16 protein-coding genes are annotated in these 15,782 nt (G+C 37.6%); 1 reads left to right on the plus strand and 15 read right to left on the minus strand.

What is annotated here, in order from left to right:
• The 13 genes from fmt to BW721_RS04395 form a co-directional block, all read right to left on the minus strand.
• Entirely contained in the window at nucleotides 1–942 is a 942-nt protein-coding gene (gene fmt / locus BW721_RS04335) for a methionyl-tRNA formyltransferase (RefSeq protein ID WP_076766464.1), read from the minus strand.
• A 61-nt stretch (nucleotides 943–1,003) separates the two neighbouring features.
• Nucleotides 1,004–3,412, minus strand: coding sequence for a primosomal protein N' (gene priA, locus BW721_RS04340; RefSeq protein ID WP_156892182.1), 2,409 nt, complete (start codon nucleotides 3,410–3,412; stop codon nucleotides 1,004–1,006).
• Nucleotides 3,413–3,557: 145 nt separating this feature from the next.
• Nucleotides 3,558–3,764: a DNA-directed RNA polymerase subunit omega gene (gene rpoZ / locus BW721_RS04345; protein ID WP_076766468.1), complete on the minus strand. Its 207-nt coding sequence runs from the start codon at nucleotides 3,762–3,764 to the stop codon at nucleotides 3,558–3,560.
• A 25-nt stretch (nucleotides 3,765–3,789) separates the two neighbouring features.
• Nucleotides 3,790–4,383 carry a guanylate kinase gene (gene gmk / locus BW721_RS04350; RefSeq protein ID WP_076766471.1) on the minus strand — a complete coding sequence of 198 codons (594 nt, stop codon included), beginning with the start codon at nucleotides 4,381–4,383 and terminating at the stop codon, nucleotides 3,790–3,792.
• Nucleotides 4,384–4,570: 187 nt separating this feature from the next.
• The gene (locus tag BW721_RS04355; protein WP_076766473.1) at nucleotides 4,571–5,218 is read right to left on the minus strand and encodes a V-type ATP synthase subunit D; all 648 of its coding nucleotides are present in this window, start codon (nucleotides 5,216–5,218) and stop codon (nucleotides 4,571–4,573) included.
• 4 nt (nucleotides 5,219–5,222) lie between these two features.
• On the minus strand, nucleotides 5,223–6,599 hold the full coding sequence (locus tag BW721_RS04360; RefSeq protein ID WP_076766475.1) for a V-type ATP synthase subunit B: 1,377 nt from the start codon (nucleotides 6,597–6,599) through the stop codon (nucleotides 5,223–5,225).
• Nucleotides 6,592–8,379, minus strand: coding sequence for a V-type ATP synthase subunit A (locus BW721_RS04365; RefSeq protein WP_076766477.1), 1,788 nt, complete (start codon nucleotides 8,377–8,379; stop codon nucleotides 6,592–6,594). Before BW721_RS04365 ends, BW721_RS04360 begins: the two co-directional genes overlap by 8 nt.
• 16 nt (nucleotides 8,380–8,395) lie before the next feature.
• Nucleotides 8,396–8,707 (minus strand): V-type ATP synthase subunit F, encoded by a 312-nt coding sequence (locus BW721_RS04370; protein WP_076766479.1) that lies wholly within the window; start codon nucleotides 8,705–8,707, stop codon nucleotides 8,396–8,398.
• Nucleotides 8,697–9,701, minus strand: a complete 1,005-nt coding sequence (locus BW721_RS04375; protein ID WP_198031403.1) for a V-type ATPase subunit — start codon at nucleotides 9,699–9,701, stop codon at nucleotides 8,697–8,699. Before BW721_RS04375 ends, BW721_RS04370 begins: the two co-directional genes overlap by 11 nt.
• Nucleotides 9,702–9,712: 11 nt before the next feature.
• Nucleotides 9,713–10,300: a V-type ATP synthase subunit E gene (locus BW721_RS04380; protein WP_076766481.1), complete on the minus strand. Its 588-nt coding sequence runs from the start codon at nucleotides 10,298–10,300 to the stop codon at nucleotides 9,713–9,715.
• A 28-nt stretch (nucleotides 10,301–10,328) separates the two neighbouring features.
• Nucleotides 10,329–10,811, minus strand: coding sequence for a V-type ATP synthase subunit K (locus tag BW721_RS04385; RefSeq protein ID WP_076766483.1), 483 nt, complete (start codon nucleotides 10,809–10,811; stop codon nucleotides 10,329–10,331).
• Nucleotides 10,812–10,815: 4 nt separating this feature from the next.
• Nucleotides 10,816–12,792, minus strand: coding sequence for a V-type ATP synthase subunit I (locus BW721_RS04390; protein ID WP_076766485.1), 1,977 nt, complete (start codon nucleotides 12,790–12,792; stop codon nucleotides 10,816–10,818).
• Nucleotides 12,779–13,099 (minus strand): hypothetical protein, encoded by a 321-nt coding sequence (locus BW721_RS04395; RefSeq protein ID WP_076766487.1) that lies wholly within the window; start codon nucleotides 13,097–13,099, stop codon nucleotides 12,779–12,781. The genes BW721_RS04390 and BW721_RS04395 overlap by 14 nt, the downstream gene beginning before the upstream one ends.
• Before the next feature lie 130 nt (nucleotides 13,100–13,229).
• Here BW721_RS04395 and BW721_RS04400 point away from each other — a divergent pair, with 130 nt between their 5' ends.
• Nucleotides 13,230–13,559: a hypothetical protein gene (locus tag BW721_RS04400; RefSeq protein WP_076766488.1), complete on the plus strand. Its 330-nt coding sequence runs from the start codon at nucleotides 13,230–13,232 to the stop codon at nucleotides 13,557–13,559.
• A 60-nt stretch (nucleotides 13,560–13,619) separates the two neighbouring features.
• Here BW721_RS04400 and cls read toward each other — a convergent pair whose 3' ends face one another.
• Both cls and BW721_RS04410 read right to left on the minus strand, forming a co-directional pair.
• Nucleotides 13,620–15,068, minus strand: a complete 1,449-nt coding sequence (cls, locus tag BW721_RS04405; RefSeq protein WP_076766490.1) for a cardiolipin synthase — start codon at nucleotides 15,066–15,068, stop codon at nucleotides 13,620–13,622.
• 84 nt (nucleotides 15,069–15,152) lie between these two features.
• Nucleotides 15,153–15,776, minus strand: a complete 624-nt coding sequence (locus tag BW721_RS04410; RefSeq protein WP_232222945.1) for an energy-coupled thiamine transporter ThiT — start codon at nucleotides 15,774–15,776, stop codon at nucleotides 15,153–15,155.
• Between the last annotated feature and the right edge of the window lie 6 nt (nucleotides 15,777–15,782).

Genomic DNA, 15,782 nt, shown 5'->3' on the forward strand with positions numbered 1-15,782 from the left:
TTACTCAAATCCTATTCTTTTCACAGCCTCAATATCAACGCCGTTGATAAATTGATGAACAGCCATTTTTTTCTTGCCTGCTTGCTGTAGTTCGGTAATCTCAAGAATACTGCCTTGACCACAAGCAATATATAAGGCTGTTTTTGAAACATCGACAATCGCTCCAACAGCTTGTGTCGTTGTCATGGTTGTTGCTTTGGCTTGCCAAATTTTGCATCGTTGACCTTCCAACATAGCATGGGCAACTGGCCAAGGACGCATCCCACGTACTTTATTGGCAATTTGATAAGCTGTTTGATTCCAGTCAATTCGTTCTTCTTCGCGTGAAATATTAGGCGAAAAAGAAACCTGTGTTTCATCTTGTTCAACAGCCTCAATCTCTCCCGCAAAGAAAGCTGGTAAAGTCGCCATTAATAACTCTTTTCCTAACAAGCTTAATTTATCAAACATACTTTGAACATCATCATCTTCTTCAATTGGAATGGCACGTTGCGCTAACACGGCCCCTGCATCCATTTTTCTCTCCATATACATAATGGAAATCCCAGTTTCTTGATCCCCATTAATAATAGAATAGTGAACAGGTGCGCCACCACGATATTTAGGTAATAATGATGCATGAACATTGATAGCACGATAAGTTGGGGCATTTAATAATTTAGTCGGTAAAAACTGTCCATAGGCAGCAGTCACAATTAAATCAGCTTTTAAGGCAATTAAGTCATCTAACTCTGGAGAGCCGACAATCTTTTCAGGTTGATAGATTGGTACTTGGTGTTTCAAGGCAGCTTCTTTGACAGGTGGCGGAGTTAACACGCGTTTTCTACCAACTGGGCGATCTGGTTGTGTGACAACAGCCACCACCTCATAATCACTCTCAAATAAAGCTTCCAAAATAGGAACTGAAAATGCAGGTGTTCCCATAAAAATAATACGTTTCATTGTTTCGGCATCTTGCCTTATCGCAGATACCTTCTCCCCTTTCATCCACTAACTTACACAATCAAAAGAAATTAACGGGCTCTGTATCAATAGAAATATACAAACCTCTCGCATTATCCTTTTGTGACTGGTCAAGTATCGTTTTTAAAACCCCATGTAGCTGTGGTTCACTCTTGTACTTCACTAATAATTGGAAATAATAACGGTTATTCATTTTAGCAATGGAACTTTTGGATGGGCCAAGAATAATGGTTTCTTGACCCATTTTATTTCTGATTAAAGCATTGATTTCATGAATTTTAACTTGTGCCTTTTTCTCATCGGAATCACTGACTGTTATTTGCGTTGTAAAGTAATAGGGCGGATAGCCACTCAGATGCCTTAGACTCATCTCCTGACGGTAAAACCCATCATAGTTATGGTGTTTAGCATAGGAAATAGCGTAGTGTTCAGGATTAAAGGTTTGAACAATCACCTCTCCTGTTAACTCTGCTCGACCTGCTCGTCCACTCACTTGAGTGAGAAGTTGGAAGGTCTTTTCTGATGAACGAAAATCAGGAAGGTTCAAGGATGTATCGGCATTAATGACACCTACTAGGGTAACAGTTGGAAAGTCTAAGCCTTTTGCGATCATTTGAGTGCCTAGCAAAATATCAGCTTCGCCTTTTCCAAAAGCTTGCAACAATCGCTCATGAGAGCCTTTTTTTCGAGTCGTATCAACATCCATCCGAATAATACGCGCTTCCGGAATAAGCTCTTGTAATTCCTGTTCAACTTTCTGTGTACCCGTTCCGTAATAACGAAATTGTTTGCCAGAGCATTTTGGACAATGACGTGGTTGTGGTTTTTCATGACCGCAATAATGGCATTTCATCGCCTTAGTATCCATATGGAAGGTCATACTAATATCACAATTTGGACATTCCAAAACATAACCACAATCACGGCACATAATGAATGACGAGTAACCACGTCTGTTTAATAGAAGAACACTCTGTTCTTTCTTCATCAAACGATCTCTTAATTTATCTTGCAGGACCTGCGAAAAACTACCATGGTTGTTATTTTGAAATTCTTCTCTCATGTCCACCACTTCAACATCAGGCAGTGGTTTCGCGTTCACTCGTTCTGGTAGTTCCACTAATTTATAAACATTTTTTTGTGCCCGTGCACGCGACTCTAGTGAGGGTGTGGCACTGCCCAAAACAACCGGACAGTTATGGTACTGCCCACGATAAATAGCGACATTTCGAGCATGATAACGAGGATTATCTTCTTGTTTATAAGTCGTTTCATGCTCCTCATCAATAATGACGATTCCTAAATTCTCTACCGGAGAAAAAACGGATGAACGGGCGCCCACTACAACATGAGCCTTACCGCCTTTAATTTTACGCCATTCATCATATTTCTCCCCTGCAGATAACCCACTATGCATAACTGCAACATCATCACCGAATCGCTCTTTAAAATGACGCACCATTTGCGGTGTCAAAGCAATTTCAGGAACCAACATGAGAGCGGTCTTCCCTTTTAAAAGCACATCTCCTATTAGTTGCAAATAAACTTCCGTCTTCCCACTTCCGGTGACACCTTTTAATAAAAATACATCATGTTGGTTCTTGTCACTGGACGCTTTGACTTCATCAAAGGCGCGTTGTTGTGCAGCTGTTAGCTCTTTATTTTGAGTTTGTTTAAATTGCTGATTTTTCAATGGATCACGAAAAACTTCCTTGTTTGCTTCCTCTAGCCAGCCTTTTTTGACAGCTGTTTGAAGGGTAGCGGCAGTCAAATCGAACTGCTCTTGAAAGTCTTTTTGGCTTAGCCATTGGTCTTTTATTTCTTTCAAGGCCATTAATAGGTCTTTTTGTTTACGAGCATTCTTTGCTAGCGAATGATTGGCTTCTTCAATCTCATTATCGGATAATCTCGAACGATAGGCCTTTATCTTTTTACTCTTTGCTTGATTTTTAAGTAGGTAGCGTAAATCAACTGCTCCCTCTTTCTTTAAGTCTAAAAGTTGTGGCAGCAAGTCTCTTTCGATCGCCTTTTCCCACGCTAGATGGTCTTGCCCTTCAAAAAGATCAAGTAAATAGTGGTCGTGACTATCTTCAGTGATGACAAATTCTTTTTCGTACTTGGCCTTTAACATGGTAGGCAACATGGTTTGATAGCAATAGATTTGATAGGAATAAACCTGTTCTGCCATATCTTTTCCTAATTGAATCAATTCATCAGTGAGAACAGTCTCCATATCTAGTGGCCGGATGATTTCCTTTAAGTCGCCGCTATAGTCTGAATCGTAAACAATTTCCGTAATAAATCCTTGAATCGAGCGCGGGCCAAATGGTACTTCAACTCGCATACCTTTTTCCAACTTCTTCATTAGATTGAGAGGAATAGCATAATCAAATGGACGGTTCGTTTGCATCGCTGGTACATCAACAATGACCTTGGCAATTTGTTTCACTGGTTTTCCTCCTTCTCCAATTGTTTCACTATTCATTCTACTAGATTAGTAGATTAAAGTCTTGTTTATTTTCCGAAAATAAACGGACTACAAAATAAAAAGTTGCTGGATTCGACAAGCAAATTCAGCAACTCATATGTCATTTTTAGTTTTGTGAACCGTCTTTAACCGTTAACTCGCCTGCAACGATTTCTTCTAATGCGCGGCCAACATTTTTGTAAGATTTGTATTCATCTAGTAATGGCTCTGCCTTATCATGTAATTCATGAGCACGCTTTGCAGAGACGATGACCATTGAATATTTAGAGTTTACTTGATCTAGTAGTTTGTCAATTGATGGGTATAACATCATTTGTAAATCACTCCTCTTCTTTTGATTACTTACTATCTAAAATACGAGAAACTTTTAAATGCTCGCTTTTAATAATGGCTAATACTTTATTTACAGCATGATTTACTGTATCATTTTCTACTGCATAATCATAGTAGCGAATTAAATTAAGTTCTTCAACTGCTTTTTCCATGCGTTCACGAATAACAGGTGATGCATCTGTACCGCGATTAACAATACGTGATTCTAATTCATCCATATTTGGAGGCGTAAGGAAGATAAAGATACCTTCTGGCATGCGTTCTTTCACTTGCATAGCGCCTTGAACTTCGATTTCAAGAAAGATATCGTTCCCAGCTTCAAGTGTTTTCTTCACATAATCGATTGGTGTCCCATAGTAATTACCAACATATTCTGTATACTCGAGCAATTCATCTTGTTCAATCATTCTTTCAAATTCTTCTCTTGTTTTGAAGAAGTAATCAACGCCATCTACTTCACCCTCACGTTGCTGACGAGTTGTAGCAGAAATTGAATACATAAATTCTTGTTCACCCTGTGAAAAAATCGCTGATCTTACTGTTCCTTTACCCACTCCTGAAGGACCAGACAACACAATTAATAATCCCTTTTCGGTCATTAGTAAATCCACCATCCATCTAATTTGCTTACCTTTGTTATTTCCCACTGAAAAAACGTGTAAGTTATTTCAACTAGTGTACCATAAATCAAGAAGACTGAAAACAATCTAGGCTCTTTTCACATCAAATTTTCAATTTATACACAAAGGACGACAGGAAATTCACCTGCCGCCCTTTGTGTTACCATTATTTTCGGATTGTTTTTTTATTACCCATATCTTTTACTTTCATCATCCGAACAATTGATGAGCGCTCATTTTCTTCAAGCTTCAATTGAATATAACGAATGGTCTCTTCCAGTTGCGGAATCATTTGATATTCCAAGGCATTTACTCGACGTCTTGTCTTCTCAATTTCATCCGCCATTAGTTGGCAGGTTTTTTCAATTTCACTCAGCTCTAGTAAATGAGGAAGAACCGACTCAATCTTACCAATCGATTCATCTAGCTCACTACTTGAATTCAAATACCCGTATTGAATATCCGAACTTACTGCTGATTCCTTGATATTAAAATCCATTTTCGGAACACTAACACTCATAATATTTTTTTCTTGAATGTGGAGCTCCACATTCGTTTCTGCTCCTACAAATAACTCTTCAATAAATTGTTCATTAATCAGTGATTTCGCAACCACAAATTCTCGCATAGAATCCGTCAAATCCGCTTCTACTTGATCTCTTAATTGGTTATTTGATTTAATTAAACCGATAAACTGGCGCATTAATTCATCTTGTTTGTCTTTTAAAAGCTTATGTCCTCGCTTGGATAGCTTTAACCGTTCTTTCAAGTTAGCTAATTCCATACGAGTGGGCTTCACATTTAAACGGGCCATCGGATTACTCTCCTTCCGGCATGAACTCTTCGATCATATCATTCTTGATTCGTTTCAATTCCGTTTTCGGCAAAATAGATAACAGTTCCCAACCTAAATCAAGAGACTCCTCAATCGTTCTATTGGTATAAAAACCCTGATTAATATACTCTGCTTCAAAGCGGTTAGTAAACTCAACATACAGCTTATCAGTATGAGATAGAGCTGATTCTCCAAGAATGACAGCTAACTCTTTGGCTTGTTTTCCTTCTGCGTAAGCAGCAAATAACTGGTTCATTGTCGCTGCATGATCCTTACGCGTCTTGCCTTCTCCCGTTCCCTTATCTTTCAAACGGGATAAAGATGGTAGAACATCAATTGGCGGTTTCACATTAGCGTGATCCAAATCTCTTGATAGAATAATTTGCCCTTCAGTAATATAGCCCGTCAAATCTGGAATAGGATGGGTGATATCATCTTCTGGCATCGATAGTATCGGAATTTGCGTAACTGAGCCCTTCTTACCGATCAGTCTTCCGGCACGTTCATACAAGGTTGATAGGTTCGTATAGAGATAACCTGGATAACCACGTCTTCCTGGCACTTCACGGCGAGCTGCGGAAATTTCACGTAAAGCTTCACAGTAGTTCGTCATATCCGTCATAATTACTAAGACATGCATATCTTTTTCAAAAGCCAAATATTCAGCCACAGTCAATGCCATTTTGGGTGTAGCAATTCGTTCAATAGCTGGATCATTAGCCAAGTTCACAAACATAACAGAACGGTCAATAGCTCCTGTTTTACGGAAATCTTCCATAAAGAACTCTGCTTCTTCAAAGGTAATCCCCATTGCTGCAAAAACAACGGCAAACTTCTCATCACTGTTTAAAACAGATGCTTGACGCGCAATTTGTGCTGCTAGTTCTTTATGAGGCAGCCCTGAACCAGAAAAAACGGGTAATTTTTGCCCACGTACAAGGGTGTTCAGATGATCAATAGCTGAAATCCCTGTTTGAATAAATTCATCAGGATAGTCACGGGAAACGGGATTAATCGCTTGTCCATTAATATCAAGTGATTGCTCGGGGATAATTTCTGGACCCTCGTCAATGACGCGTCCCATCCCATCGAAAATACGGCCAACCATATCTTCAGACACATCGATAGATAATGGTTTCCCTCTGAAACGAACCTTTGTATTCTTGATATTAATACCTGCTGGTCCTTCAAAAATTTGGACCATCGCTTTATCTTCTTCAACCTCTAGAACTTGCCCTGTTCGAATATCACCGTTTTGCATTTGTATTTCAACAAGCTCGTCGTATTTAACGCCTTCTACTTGTTCAATAGCCATTAGAGGTCCGACAACTTCTGTTACTGTTTTATATTCTTTAAGCATGGTCTGTCATTCCTCCTTGAGCTAATAATTCTGTCATCGTTTCTGATAAATCTGTTTTAATTTGCTTAATAAGAGCTAGTTCTTCTTCTGAAATAAACTTGCTTCGAGCAATACGGTCCCGAATATCTTCTGTTCCCGCCATAATTTCAGCAAAGTATGCCCCCAACGACATAGCTTGTTTTGCCTCTTGTTCAAAAGTCAAAATAAGGTCTAACATTAAGAATTGTTTTTCTTGTGATGTGTAGGTATCCACATCATCAAAAGCATTTTGTTGTAAGTAGTCTTCACGAATCGATTCAGCAATTGACATCGTTAAACGATCTGTTTCTGATAGCGATTCAATTCCTACTAATCGAACAATTTCCTGTAATTCTGCCTCTTTTTGAAGAATACTCATCGCATGATTAACCATATTGGACCAATTTGAATCTAGTGTTTCATCTAAGTATTGACCAACTTCGGTATTATATAGCGAATAAGAATCCAACCAGTTCATTGATGGGAAGTGGCGTTTTTGTGCTAAGAGTGCATCCAAGGCCCAGAATACTTTAACAACACGGAGTGTGTTTTGAGTAACTGGCTCTGACGTATCTCCTCCTGGGGGTGACACAGCACCAATGGCTGAAATACTGCCCTCTCTACCCTCGCTACCTAATGTAACAACACTACCAGCACGCTCGTAATATTCTGCAATACGGCTACCTAAATAAGCAGGATAGCCTTCGTCTCCTGGCATCTCCTCTAAACGACCAGACATTTCACGCAACGCTTCCGCCCAACGTGATGTGGAATCGGCCATAATGGCAACACTGTAACCCATATCGCGGAAGTATTCGGCGATCGTAATCCCCGTGTAGATAGAAGCCTCGCGTGCTGCTACTGGCATATTAGATGTATTGGCAATCAGAATCGTCCGTTCCATCAAAGATTCACCAGTGTGCGGATCAACTAACTCAGGAAATTCGTTCAGAACGTCTGTCATCTCATTTCCACGTTCACCACAGCCTACATAGACAACTAGGTCAACATCCGCATACTTGGCGATTTGGTGTTGAACAACTGTTTTCCCAGCACCAAAAGGACCAGGAACAGCTGCTCCTCCTCCTTTTGTAATAGGGAAAAAGGTGTCAATGACACGTTGACCTGTTTTCAAAGGAACATGAGGATTCAATTTTTGTTTAATCGGACGGCCTCTTCTCACCGGCCATTTTTGCACCATCGTAAATGATTTCAAACCATCTTCTGTTTGAATAGTGTAGATTGTATCGTCTAAGGTAAAGTCACCAGACACTTCTATTTTTTCAATCGTTCCTTTTAGACCATAAGGGACCATAATACGGTGCTCAATCACTTTTGTCTCTTGAACAACCCCTACAATGTCTCCAGCTTCCACATAATCCCCCACTGATTTCATTGCTTTAAATGCCCATTTTTTTTGTCGATCAAGAGCATCGACGTGCACACCACGTACAAGGTAGTCACTTGATGTCACTGTTTTAAATGTATTCAAAGGTCGTTGAATACCATCAAACATTTGTGATACGATTCCTGGTCCTAGTTCTACAGATAATGCTTCTCCTGTTGTTACAACGGGTTCGCCCGGTCCAAGACCTGACGTTTCCTCGTAAACCTGAATAGAAGCAACATCCTTACGCATTTCAATTATCTCACCAATCAAACCCAATTCACCAACTTGGCAAATGTCTTGAATGTTTGCGTTCTCCATGTTTTCAGCCATAACTAAAGGACCGGAAACTTTAATAATTCTTCCTTTATTCAAACAAGTTCCCTCCTATTTATAAGATATTTTGACCAACAGCTTTTTCAACATTTTCTTGTATCCGTTGTTTCCCTATTCCTAATGACCCATTTTGGTTTGGAATGAGAATAATAGCCGGTGTCAAGCGATCATCATATCGCTTAATGGTATCTGGTATTTGTGCTGCTAGTGTTTCTGTTAGATAGATAATACCATAATTGTCTTTTGCCAGTTGATCGATTGTTGTTCTCGCTTCTTGTTCGTCGTGACAACCAAAAACGGAAAAACCTAAAATTTTAAAAGGCAGGATGGAATCTTTGTCTCCGACAACACCAATTTTATGCGCCATAAATGGTTCTCATCCTTTCTCTTAATATCGTTTCATCAATCTGATTATCTTTCCCAACTAAAACCAATCGCAGATTAGTAATTTCGGTTTCTTTTGCATAAATGTAACCAAGCAGCGGCATCGGTCCAAAAGCTTGATAGATTCCTTCAGATACAATCTCACTAATTAACTCATCCATGATTTTATCTAGTTTGAGGGTATTAATTTTATTGTCTTCAATAACAACTTCCAACTTACTACCATATACCTTGCTGCTATAATACTTCTTCAATACAGAGACTGCCCCATTAATTGAATCGTCAATTAAGTCCTGTTTAGAAACAGTTCCTGATGAAGATAGGAGCGCATATAAATGACTACGCGGTTTACCTTGATTTAAACTACGGACTAGTGTTGTTAAATTGTAAAGATCAATCAAGATATCTACAATAGCAGAAATATCCTCATTTTGTAAGTCATCAGAAATAGCTCTTAGGTGACGCAAGTAGTAGGTATCCATATAAACCGTCACTGCCTCAATTAATTGCCTCTCTTCGAAATCCTCTTTAGTCAGCCTCACTGCTTCAACCATAAGTGGGTGGGCATTATCGTTCTTTCCACTTGAAACTAAGGTTTTTAGTTGGTCTACAGATAGGCTGCCAATCGGAATTAATAAAGTCTCTTGGTTTGACTCAAGGAATAAATCTTTCAGCAATACTTTTAAATTGTGGTAAGTGTATCTCAGCGTAAATAAATCAAGTAACTGTGGTTGTGGTGCAACTTCATACATTTCTCGATAAACATCTGCTAAGTGAGCCATTAACATCTCATTAAATTGTTTAGTTTGCAAAAGTTCTTCTTGATCAAATTCATAGTCTGTTGCCTTTAAAGTATCTAATGTTGCCTTCAAATCATCTGCTTTCAGCAGCCGTTCAAAATCATCTTTTTGAAGCAGCTTTAATTCGTATGTTCGAATTAACGTATTGATTGCTTTATAATCAATATCTTTTATCAAGATGGCACCTCCTATTCATTTTTTTCAAATGCTAAGGATGCTAATTCGGGAGAAAACTCTTTTTTAATCTCCATTATTAACTGTTCAAAGAAAAAGTTGTAGTCAATCCCATCAATTTCAACAATAAATCCTGCTTTGTTAGGAACTGTTTCCTCTGAGATAGTCATTTGACTATAGCCGTTTTTCAAATGTTCTTTAAACTTTTCTGTGAAGTACGCTCTAGACTGTTCTCCAACAGTCAATTTAAAGTCCTCTCCTTCAAAATGCTTCAAAATACTTTCGGTAAACTGCTGAAATGTTTCATCATCCCAAGCACTCATCTTATCAATAACAGCTTGATAGACAGATTCTAAAATCATTTGCTTTTCTCTTAAGATGGCATTTCGCTTTTTATTTTGTAATGATTGAAGTTGACGATCATAATCAGCTTCACTAGCAAGACGTATGTTGTGCTTACGCTGTTTCTGCTGTTCAACTAAGTGCAAACGACTATCTTCTAATTTTTTTTCCAATTCAACTTCGTGTTTAGCAATCCGATCTTCACCGGACTGTTTAATACGACTTAATATTTGTTCAGAAAGTGCGTCAAGTTGTTTCATCTCTAGTCATCCCTTCGTCCGTATTTTGTTATTTTAGAACGAGTAAGAAAGAAATAACAAATCCTAAAATGGCATATGTCTCAACCATAGCAGCGTAAATAATTCCTTTAGTCGTATGTTCTTCACGTTTAGCTAGAATTTGAATAGCTGCCGTTGCAACACGTCCTTGCGCAATCCCTGATGTCAATCCTGTAAAAGCAATTGGCAATGCAGCCATCATCATATAAAATCCATCTTGCAAGGCCATATCTGAACTCATATTTAAGTAGATAAGAAATCCAACAACAAATCCATACAAACCTTGTGTACCTGGTAGTAATTCTAGAATCAATGATTTACCAAATTTATCTGGTTGTTCTTTAATCAGTGCTGCTGCAGCCTCACCTGTCATTCCCACGCCTCGTGCTGATCCCATTCCAGAAAAAATAACTGCTAGAGCTACTCCAATAGTAGCAAAAATAAATCCTCCGTTGTTTTCGATAAAAAATTGTAGCCATGTTTGGTTTTCCATTATTTTATTCCTCCGATTTATATATAAATATGTTTTTTAAATCAATATGTTCTTCGGATGTCTTTAAGGGGTTTAAGGCTTTGCCGCCACCCTCATAAAACTTACCAAAGAATTCAACAAAAATTAAACGTGCTCCATGAACATAGGCACTTAAGGCTGATAAGCCTATATTCACAAGATGTAAAACAATAAAGAGTACGATACCCACCGTAAACTTAGCAGTCGGTGGTAGGAAATCAATAATCATATTAAATGCAAGTCCGATACTTCCACCTGATACACCTAAAGCCATCAGACGTGTATATGAAACAATATCGCCAAGATAACCACTAATACCATAGAGATTGTAAAGTCCAATCCCAACACCTAGTACTTTATTTGAAGTTGCCATTACCGTTGCAATAATGATTAAGGTGGCACCCGCAATAGCAATCCCAATTCCTATTGTAGATAATAGCTGATTAGGAAAAATCAACTTAGAAACGATTAGTAATATGAATCCAGCTATAATCGTTAGCCAACCAACCCCATCACCCAGTGCCCCATAGATGTTCTTATCTCTTAACATCATATAGGTTTTTAATCCTAGACCAAAAATAATTTGAATAACACCAAATACTACTGATATTAGCAGAATAGTATTCACATCATCCATGGTTGATAACAACATAATTGGCAGTTCTAAGCCAAAGAATGACCCATAAATAATTCCCCATACAATGCTAGCAAGACCCAGTAGTTGAAAGAACGTCATACTACGCTTCAAGGATTTAGAAAGAGGGAATCCTTTCAAAGTAATAGTTGTTACAAGGAACATCATTAATCCGTAACCAGCATCTGCCATCATCATTCCGAAAAAGATCAAGTAAAATGGCATTAAGAATGGTGTTGGGTCGATTTCATTATATTTAGGCAAACTATACATTTCTGTTAATATTTCAAATGGCGCCACATACTTATTATTTTCTAAAACAATAGGAATGCTCTCTATATCATCTGTTTCGACATCCTGAACGACAAAGGCATAGTCTGCTTCGCTTAGATTATCTTGTAAAAGACTTTGAACAACTGACACTTTCTTCGTCTCTAACCAACCTTCTAGTACAAATAAATGTGTTTCATCGATTAAAAATAATTGTCCTTTTAATCGTTGTAATTCCGCATAGGACAACTCTATTAAAACTTTTAACTGCCATTCTTCATAAGTTAAGTGAGATAACTGCTCCCGAGTCGATTTCTGTCTTTCTAACAATTGAGTGTAGTCTTTTTGATTTTTCACCAATTGCTCTTTCGGAGTAAGCTGATAGGGATAATCAAGCTTAAAGAAATGATTAGCATCTAATAAACGCTCAACTTCTTTTTCATTATATTTATCAAACACAACTGCTATACCATATTCATCTCTTGTTTGGAAAATGTCTTCGATAACGATTAAATCTGATTCTCTTAAAGAGCGGATAAAATCATCTGAAGCCGTCTGAGGAATCGTTCCAACTCGCTTTTGAATGTAGCGATAATCACTTTCTTGATTAGGAACCACAGTCAATTTTTCCCATTTTATGAGAAAGTTTTCTTGTTCTCTTAAATCATTCATAGATGATTCATAATCACTCAAATTTCGAATGGCCTCTTGTATGGTCGTCATCAAAATCTCTTGATTAATTTTTTTCCCTTCAAGTTCTAACTCCTCGATTGTTCGCTCCGCTTTCTTTTCCTTTAATACGTTTAAGAACGGTTGCTTAGGTAAATGGATCTGAAGAAAAGATAAATGACTACAATACTCATCATACTTTCGCTCGAGAATCTTTATTTCTTTAACAATCTCTTCTTTTTGAGATGGAGCAGCTAACGATGACGACTCATAGGCTTGAGACATATCTACTAATTCAACACTACCCAGCCCCTGTAATAATTGTAGAATGTCATTCTTTTTTTCTTGCAGGGAAATGAGTTTTATTTTATTCATTTTAGCTATTGCCATATTGTTTCATCACCTCTTCAATGACACGATCAACGAGCTGGTCTTTTTTAGACAGATACTGCTGGTTTAAGTCGACAATTTCTTTTGCTTGTTGTTCTTCTAAAATTTTTGCGCTATCACTGATTTTTTTATTTTTTAGCACTAGTTGCTCTTCTTGGTAATCCTTTATATTTAAATTAATCTGTTCTTTCATTTCTGAAATATTTTGCTCTGATTGTTTTAGCAGATGCGTAACCTTTTCTTGATAGAATGCTTCCAAATCTCTTGCAGCCTGTTCAATTTTATTAACTTCATCAAGTGTATTCATAACCATCACCCCGTTTTCATTAGAAAATTACTTCTTTATTCTAACACTCTTTTTGATAAAAATAAAACTTGATTTTTCGAACAAACGTTCTATAATGAATATATACAAACAAACGTTCGGAGGTATTGAATTGGAAAATTATTATGATGCCCATTCACTAAATATAGCAAAGTCGTCTTATCATCAATCACATATATCTCTTGCTACTAATCCTGAACTCAGTCACGCCGTCATGCCCCTTTATCAAATTATACGCTTCGCTAACCAAGCTGCTGGTCTAAAGAAAAAAGTTTCTATTACTATTGAACGTAAACTTGGTCATGCCCAGTACGAACGTCTTGAGTTAATTGGAACGTTTGGTTCATCAGTGAATACTAACAAACAAATCACATTTAAAGCTGACCAAGGTATGGTCTATATCCTAAAAATAGATCAAATATTGGCCATTCAACAACTTTAATAACCATTTCTTAGAATAAGACCCAGCTGGCTAGGCCAACTGAGTCTTATTCTTTTTTCATTACAAGATTGGCGATAACAAACGTGAAAAATACTGTTTGAATTTTCGCCAAGTTGACTGGGTTTCAAAATAGGCTTCATCAGCAATAAAACTTTTTTCTAAGTCATTGATAAAGTTCGTTTGCAATTCCATCGCTATTGTATCGTCATAAATAAATGAATTAATTTCAAAATTCAATTTGAAGCTTCGAACATCCATATTAGCTGATCCAATGGAAGCAACTTCACCGTCGACGATTAAAACTTTCGAATGGAAGAATCCATCATCATAGACATAAACCTTCGCGCCATACTTAATAATATCCTTAGCAAAATATTCGGTTGCCCGATAAACAAACGGATGATCTGGCTTGCACGGAATCATGATGTTCACATCCACTCCTGACAAGGCAGCCATCTTAAGAATTTCATGAACACTATTATCCGGAATAAAATAAGGTGTTTGAATATAGATCGAGTGTTTAGCCTGACTAATCATCCTGATGAATCCCATTTTGATAGATTGAATATCATCACCTGGTCCACTGGAGACAATCTGCATTGCCGTATCACCTATTTTGGGTGAAATAGGAAAATACTCCTCATCATAAGCACGCTGTTCATGTTTAGATGCAACGGCGTTCCAATCCATAAAAAAACGACTCTGTAAGGTTAACACAGCATTCCCTTGAATCCGAATATGTGAATCACGCCAGTTCCCTAATCGTCCTTGTCCAATATATTCATTACCGATATTGTAACCACCCATATAGCCTACTTTACTATCAACAACTATAATTTTACGGTGATTACGGTAGTTCATACGTAAATTGACAAATGGGATACGGGAGCCGAAGAACACAAGTGTTTTTCCGCCCAACTCTTCTAGTCGCTTAAAGAATTTCGGGTGATTCCCTCTACATCCAAGAGCATCAAATACAACTAATACCTCTACCCCAGCAGCTGCACGATTTTCTAAAGCTGCTACAATACGTTTTCCAAGGTCATCTGATCTAAACGTATAATATAACAAGTGAACATGATGTTGTGCATTCATAATATCTTCGATAATTTTTTCGAACTTAGCTACATTATCAATCATTACTTCAACTTTGTTTCCACTCGTTAGAATTGATTCATTGCTCTCTAAAAACAAAATTGCCGTATGACGTTTAACTTCGCTCTCGTCATCGGTTATGACTTGATCATTTTCTTCCAACATTTCCTTTTGGTAACCTGCAAGTTCGGACATTCCTAAACTCTTTTGCGTTTTAATATCATATATTTTATCTGCAGGTATTTTTTTACCTATAAATGTATACAGGATAAAACCAAAGACTGGTATAAATGCGAGCGTCAATAACCATGCCCAAGTTGTCGGAACATCCCGTTCTTCGTGAAAAACAGTGTAGATTGCTCCGATAAAGTTTATAGCAAATATAATGACGATAATCCATTGCCAAAGATTCATAATGCTACTCCTTTTCCATTATAAAGTACAGAAAAGAGGTGAAAATCATTCCACCTCTTTTAAATCGGTTATTTAGTGTTAAAGTTAATCATTTAATAATTTAGATTTTTCTTTTCTACTTAAAAATGGTGTGTCTCTTGGAATAAATACTTGAGGTAGTACTTTAGCTAGCAATAGGAAAATAAGGATTGCTGCTCCTGCAATTAAAAGGAAGGATAGACCTTCTCTTTTTAAAGCATCAGTAAAAGTAAGCGTAGCATCATCTGATGATACTGATCCGATTAACACCCAAACAAAACTTACTACGGTTCCTAAAACAGATGCTGTTATGATATTTAAGGCTGCATTAGGGAAACGTTTGTTATTTAATGTGCGTTGTGTAAATTTGGCAAAAAAACCAGCAATACCAACAAAGGCAAAGGGACCAAACTGATTAACAAGATTAGTCATCAAGTCTGCATTGCCATTTAGGAAAACTGCAACAATAGCCGTTACAATCCCTGCAAAGAAGCCTTGTAGCATGCCTCTTCTTAAACTGATAAATAAAATTGGTAAGATTGATAGGACAAACTGACTATCGCCTACCGTAATCGGTAAAAATAATAGCCCAATACCAACCCCCGCTGCTATAACGCCTTCTATCCATGCTTTTAAACTAGCTGAACCCATATAACGATAACGCTCCTTTAAGTCTTGAAATTTAAACAATCATCC

This window comes from Jeotgalibaca sp. PTS2502 (genome assembly GCF_001975685.1).
Classification (GTDB): Bacteria; Bacillota; Bacilli; order Lactobacillales; family Aerococcaceae; genus Jeotgalibaca; species Jeotgalibaca arthritidis.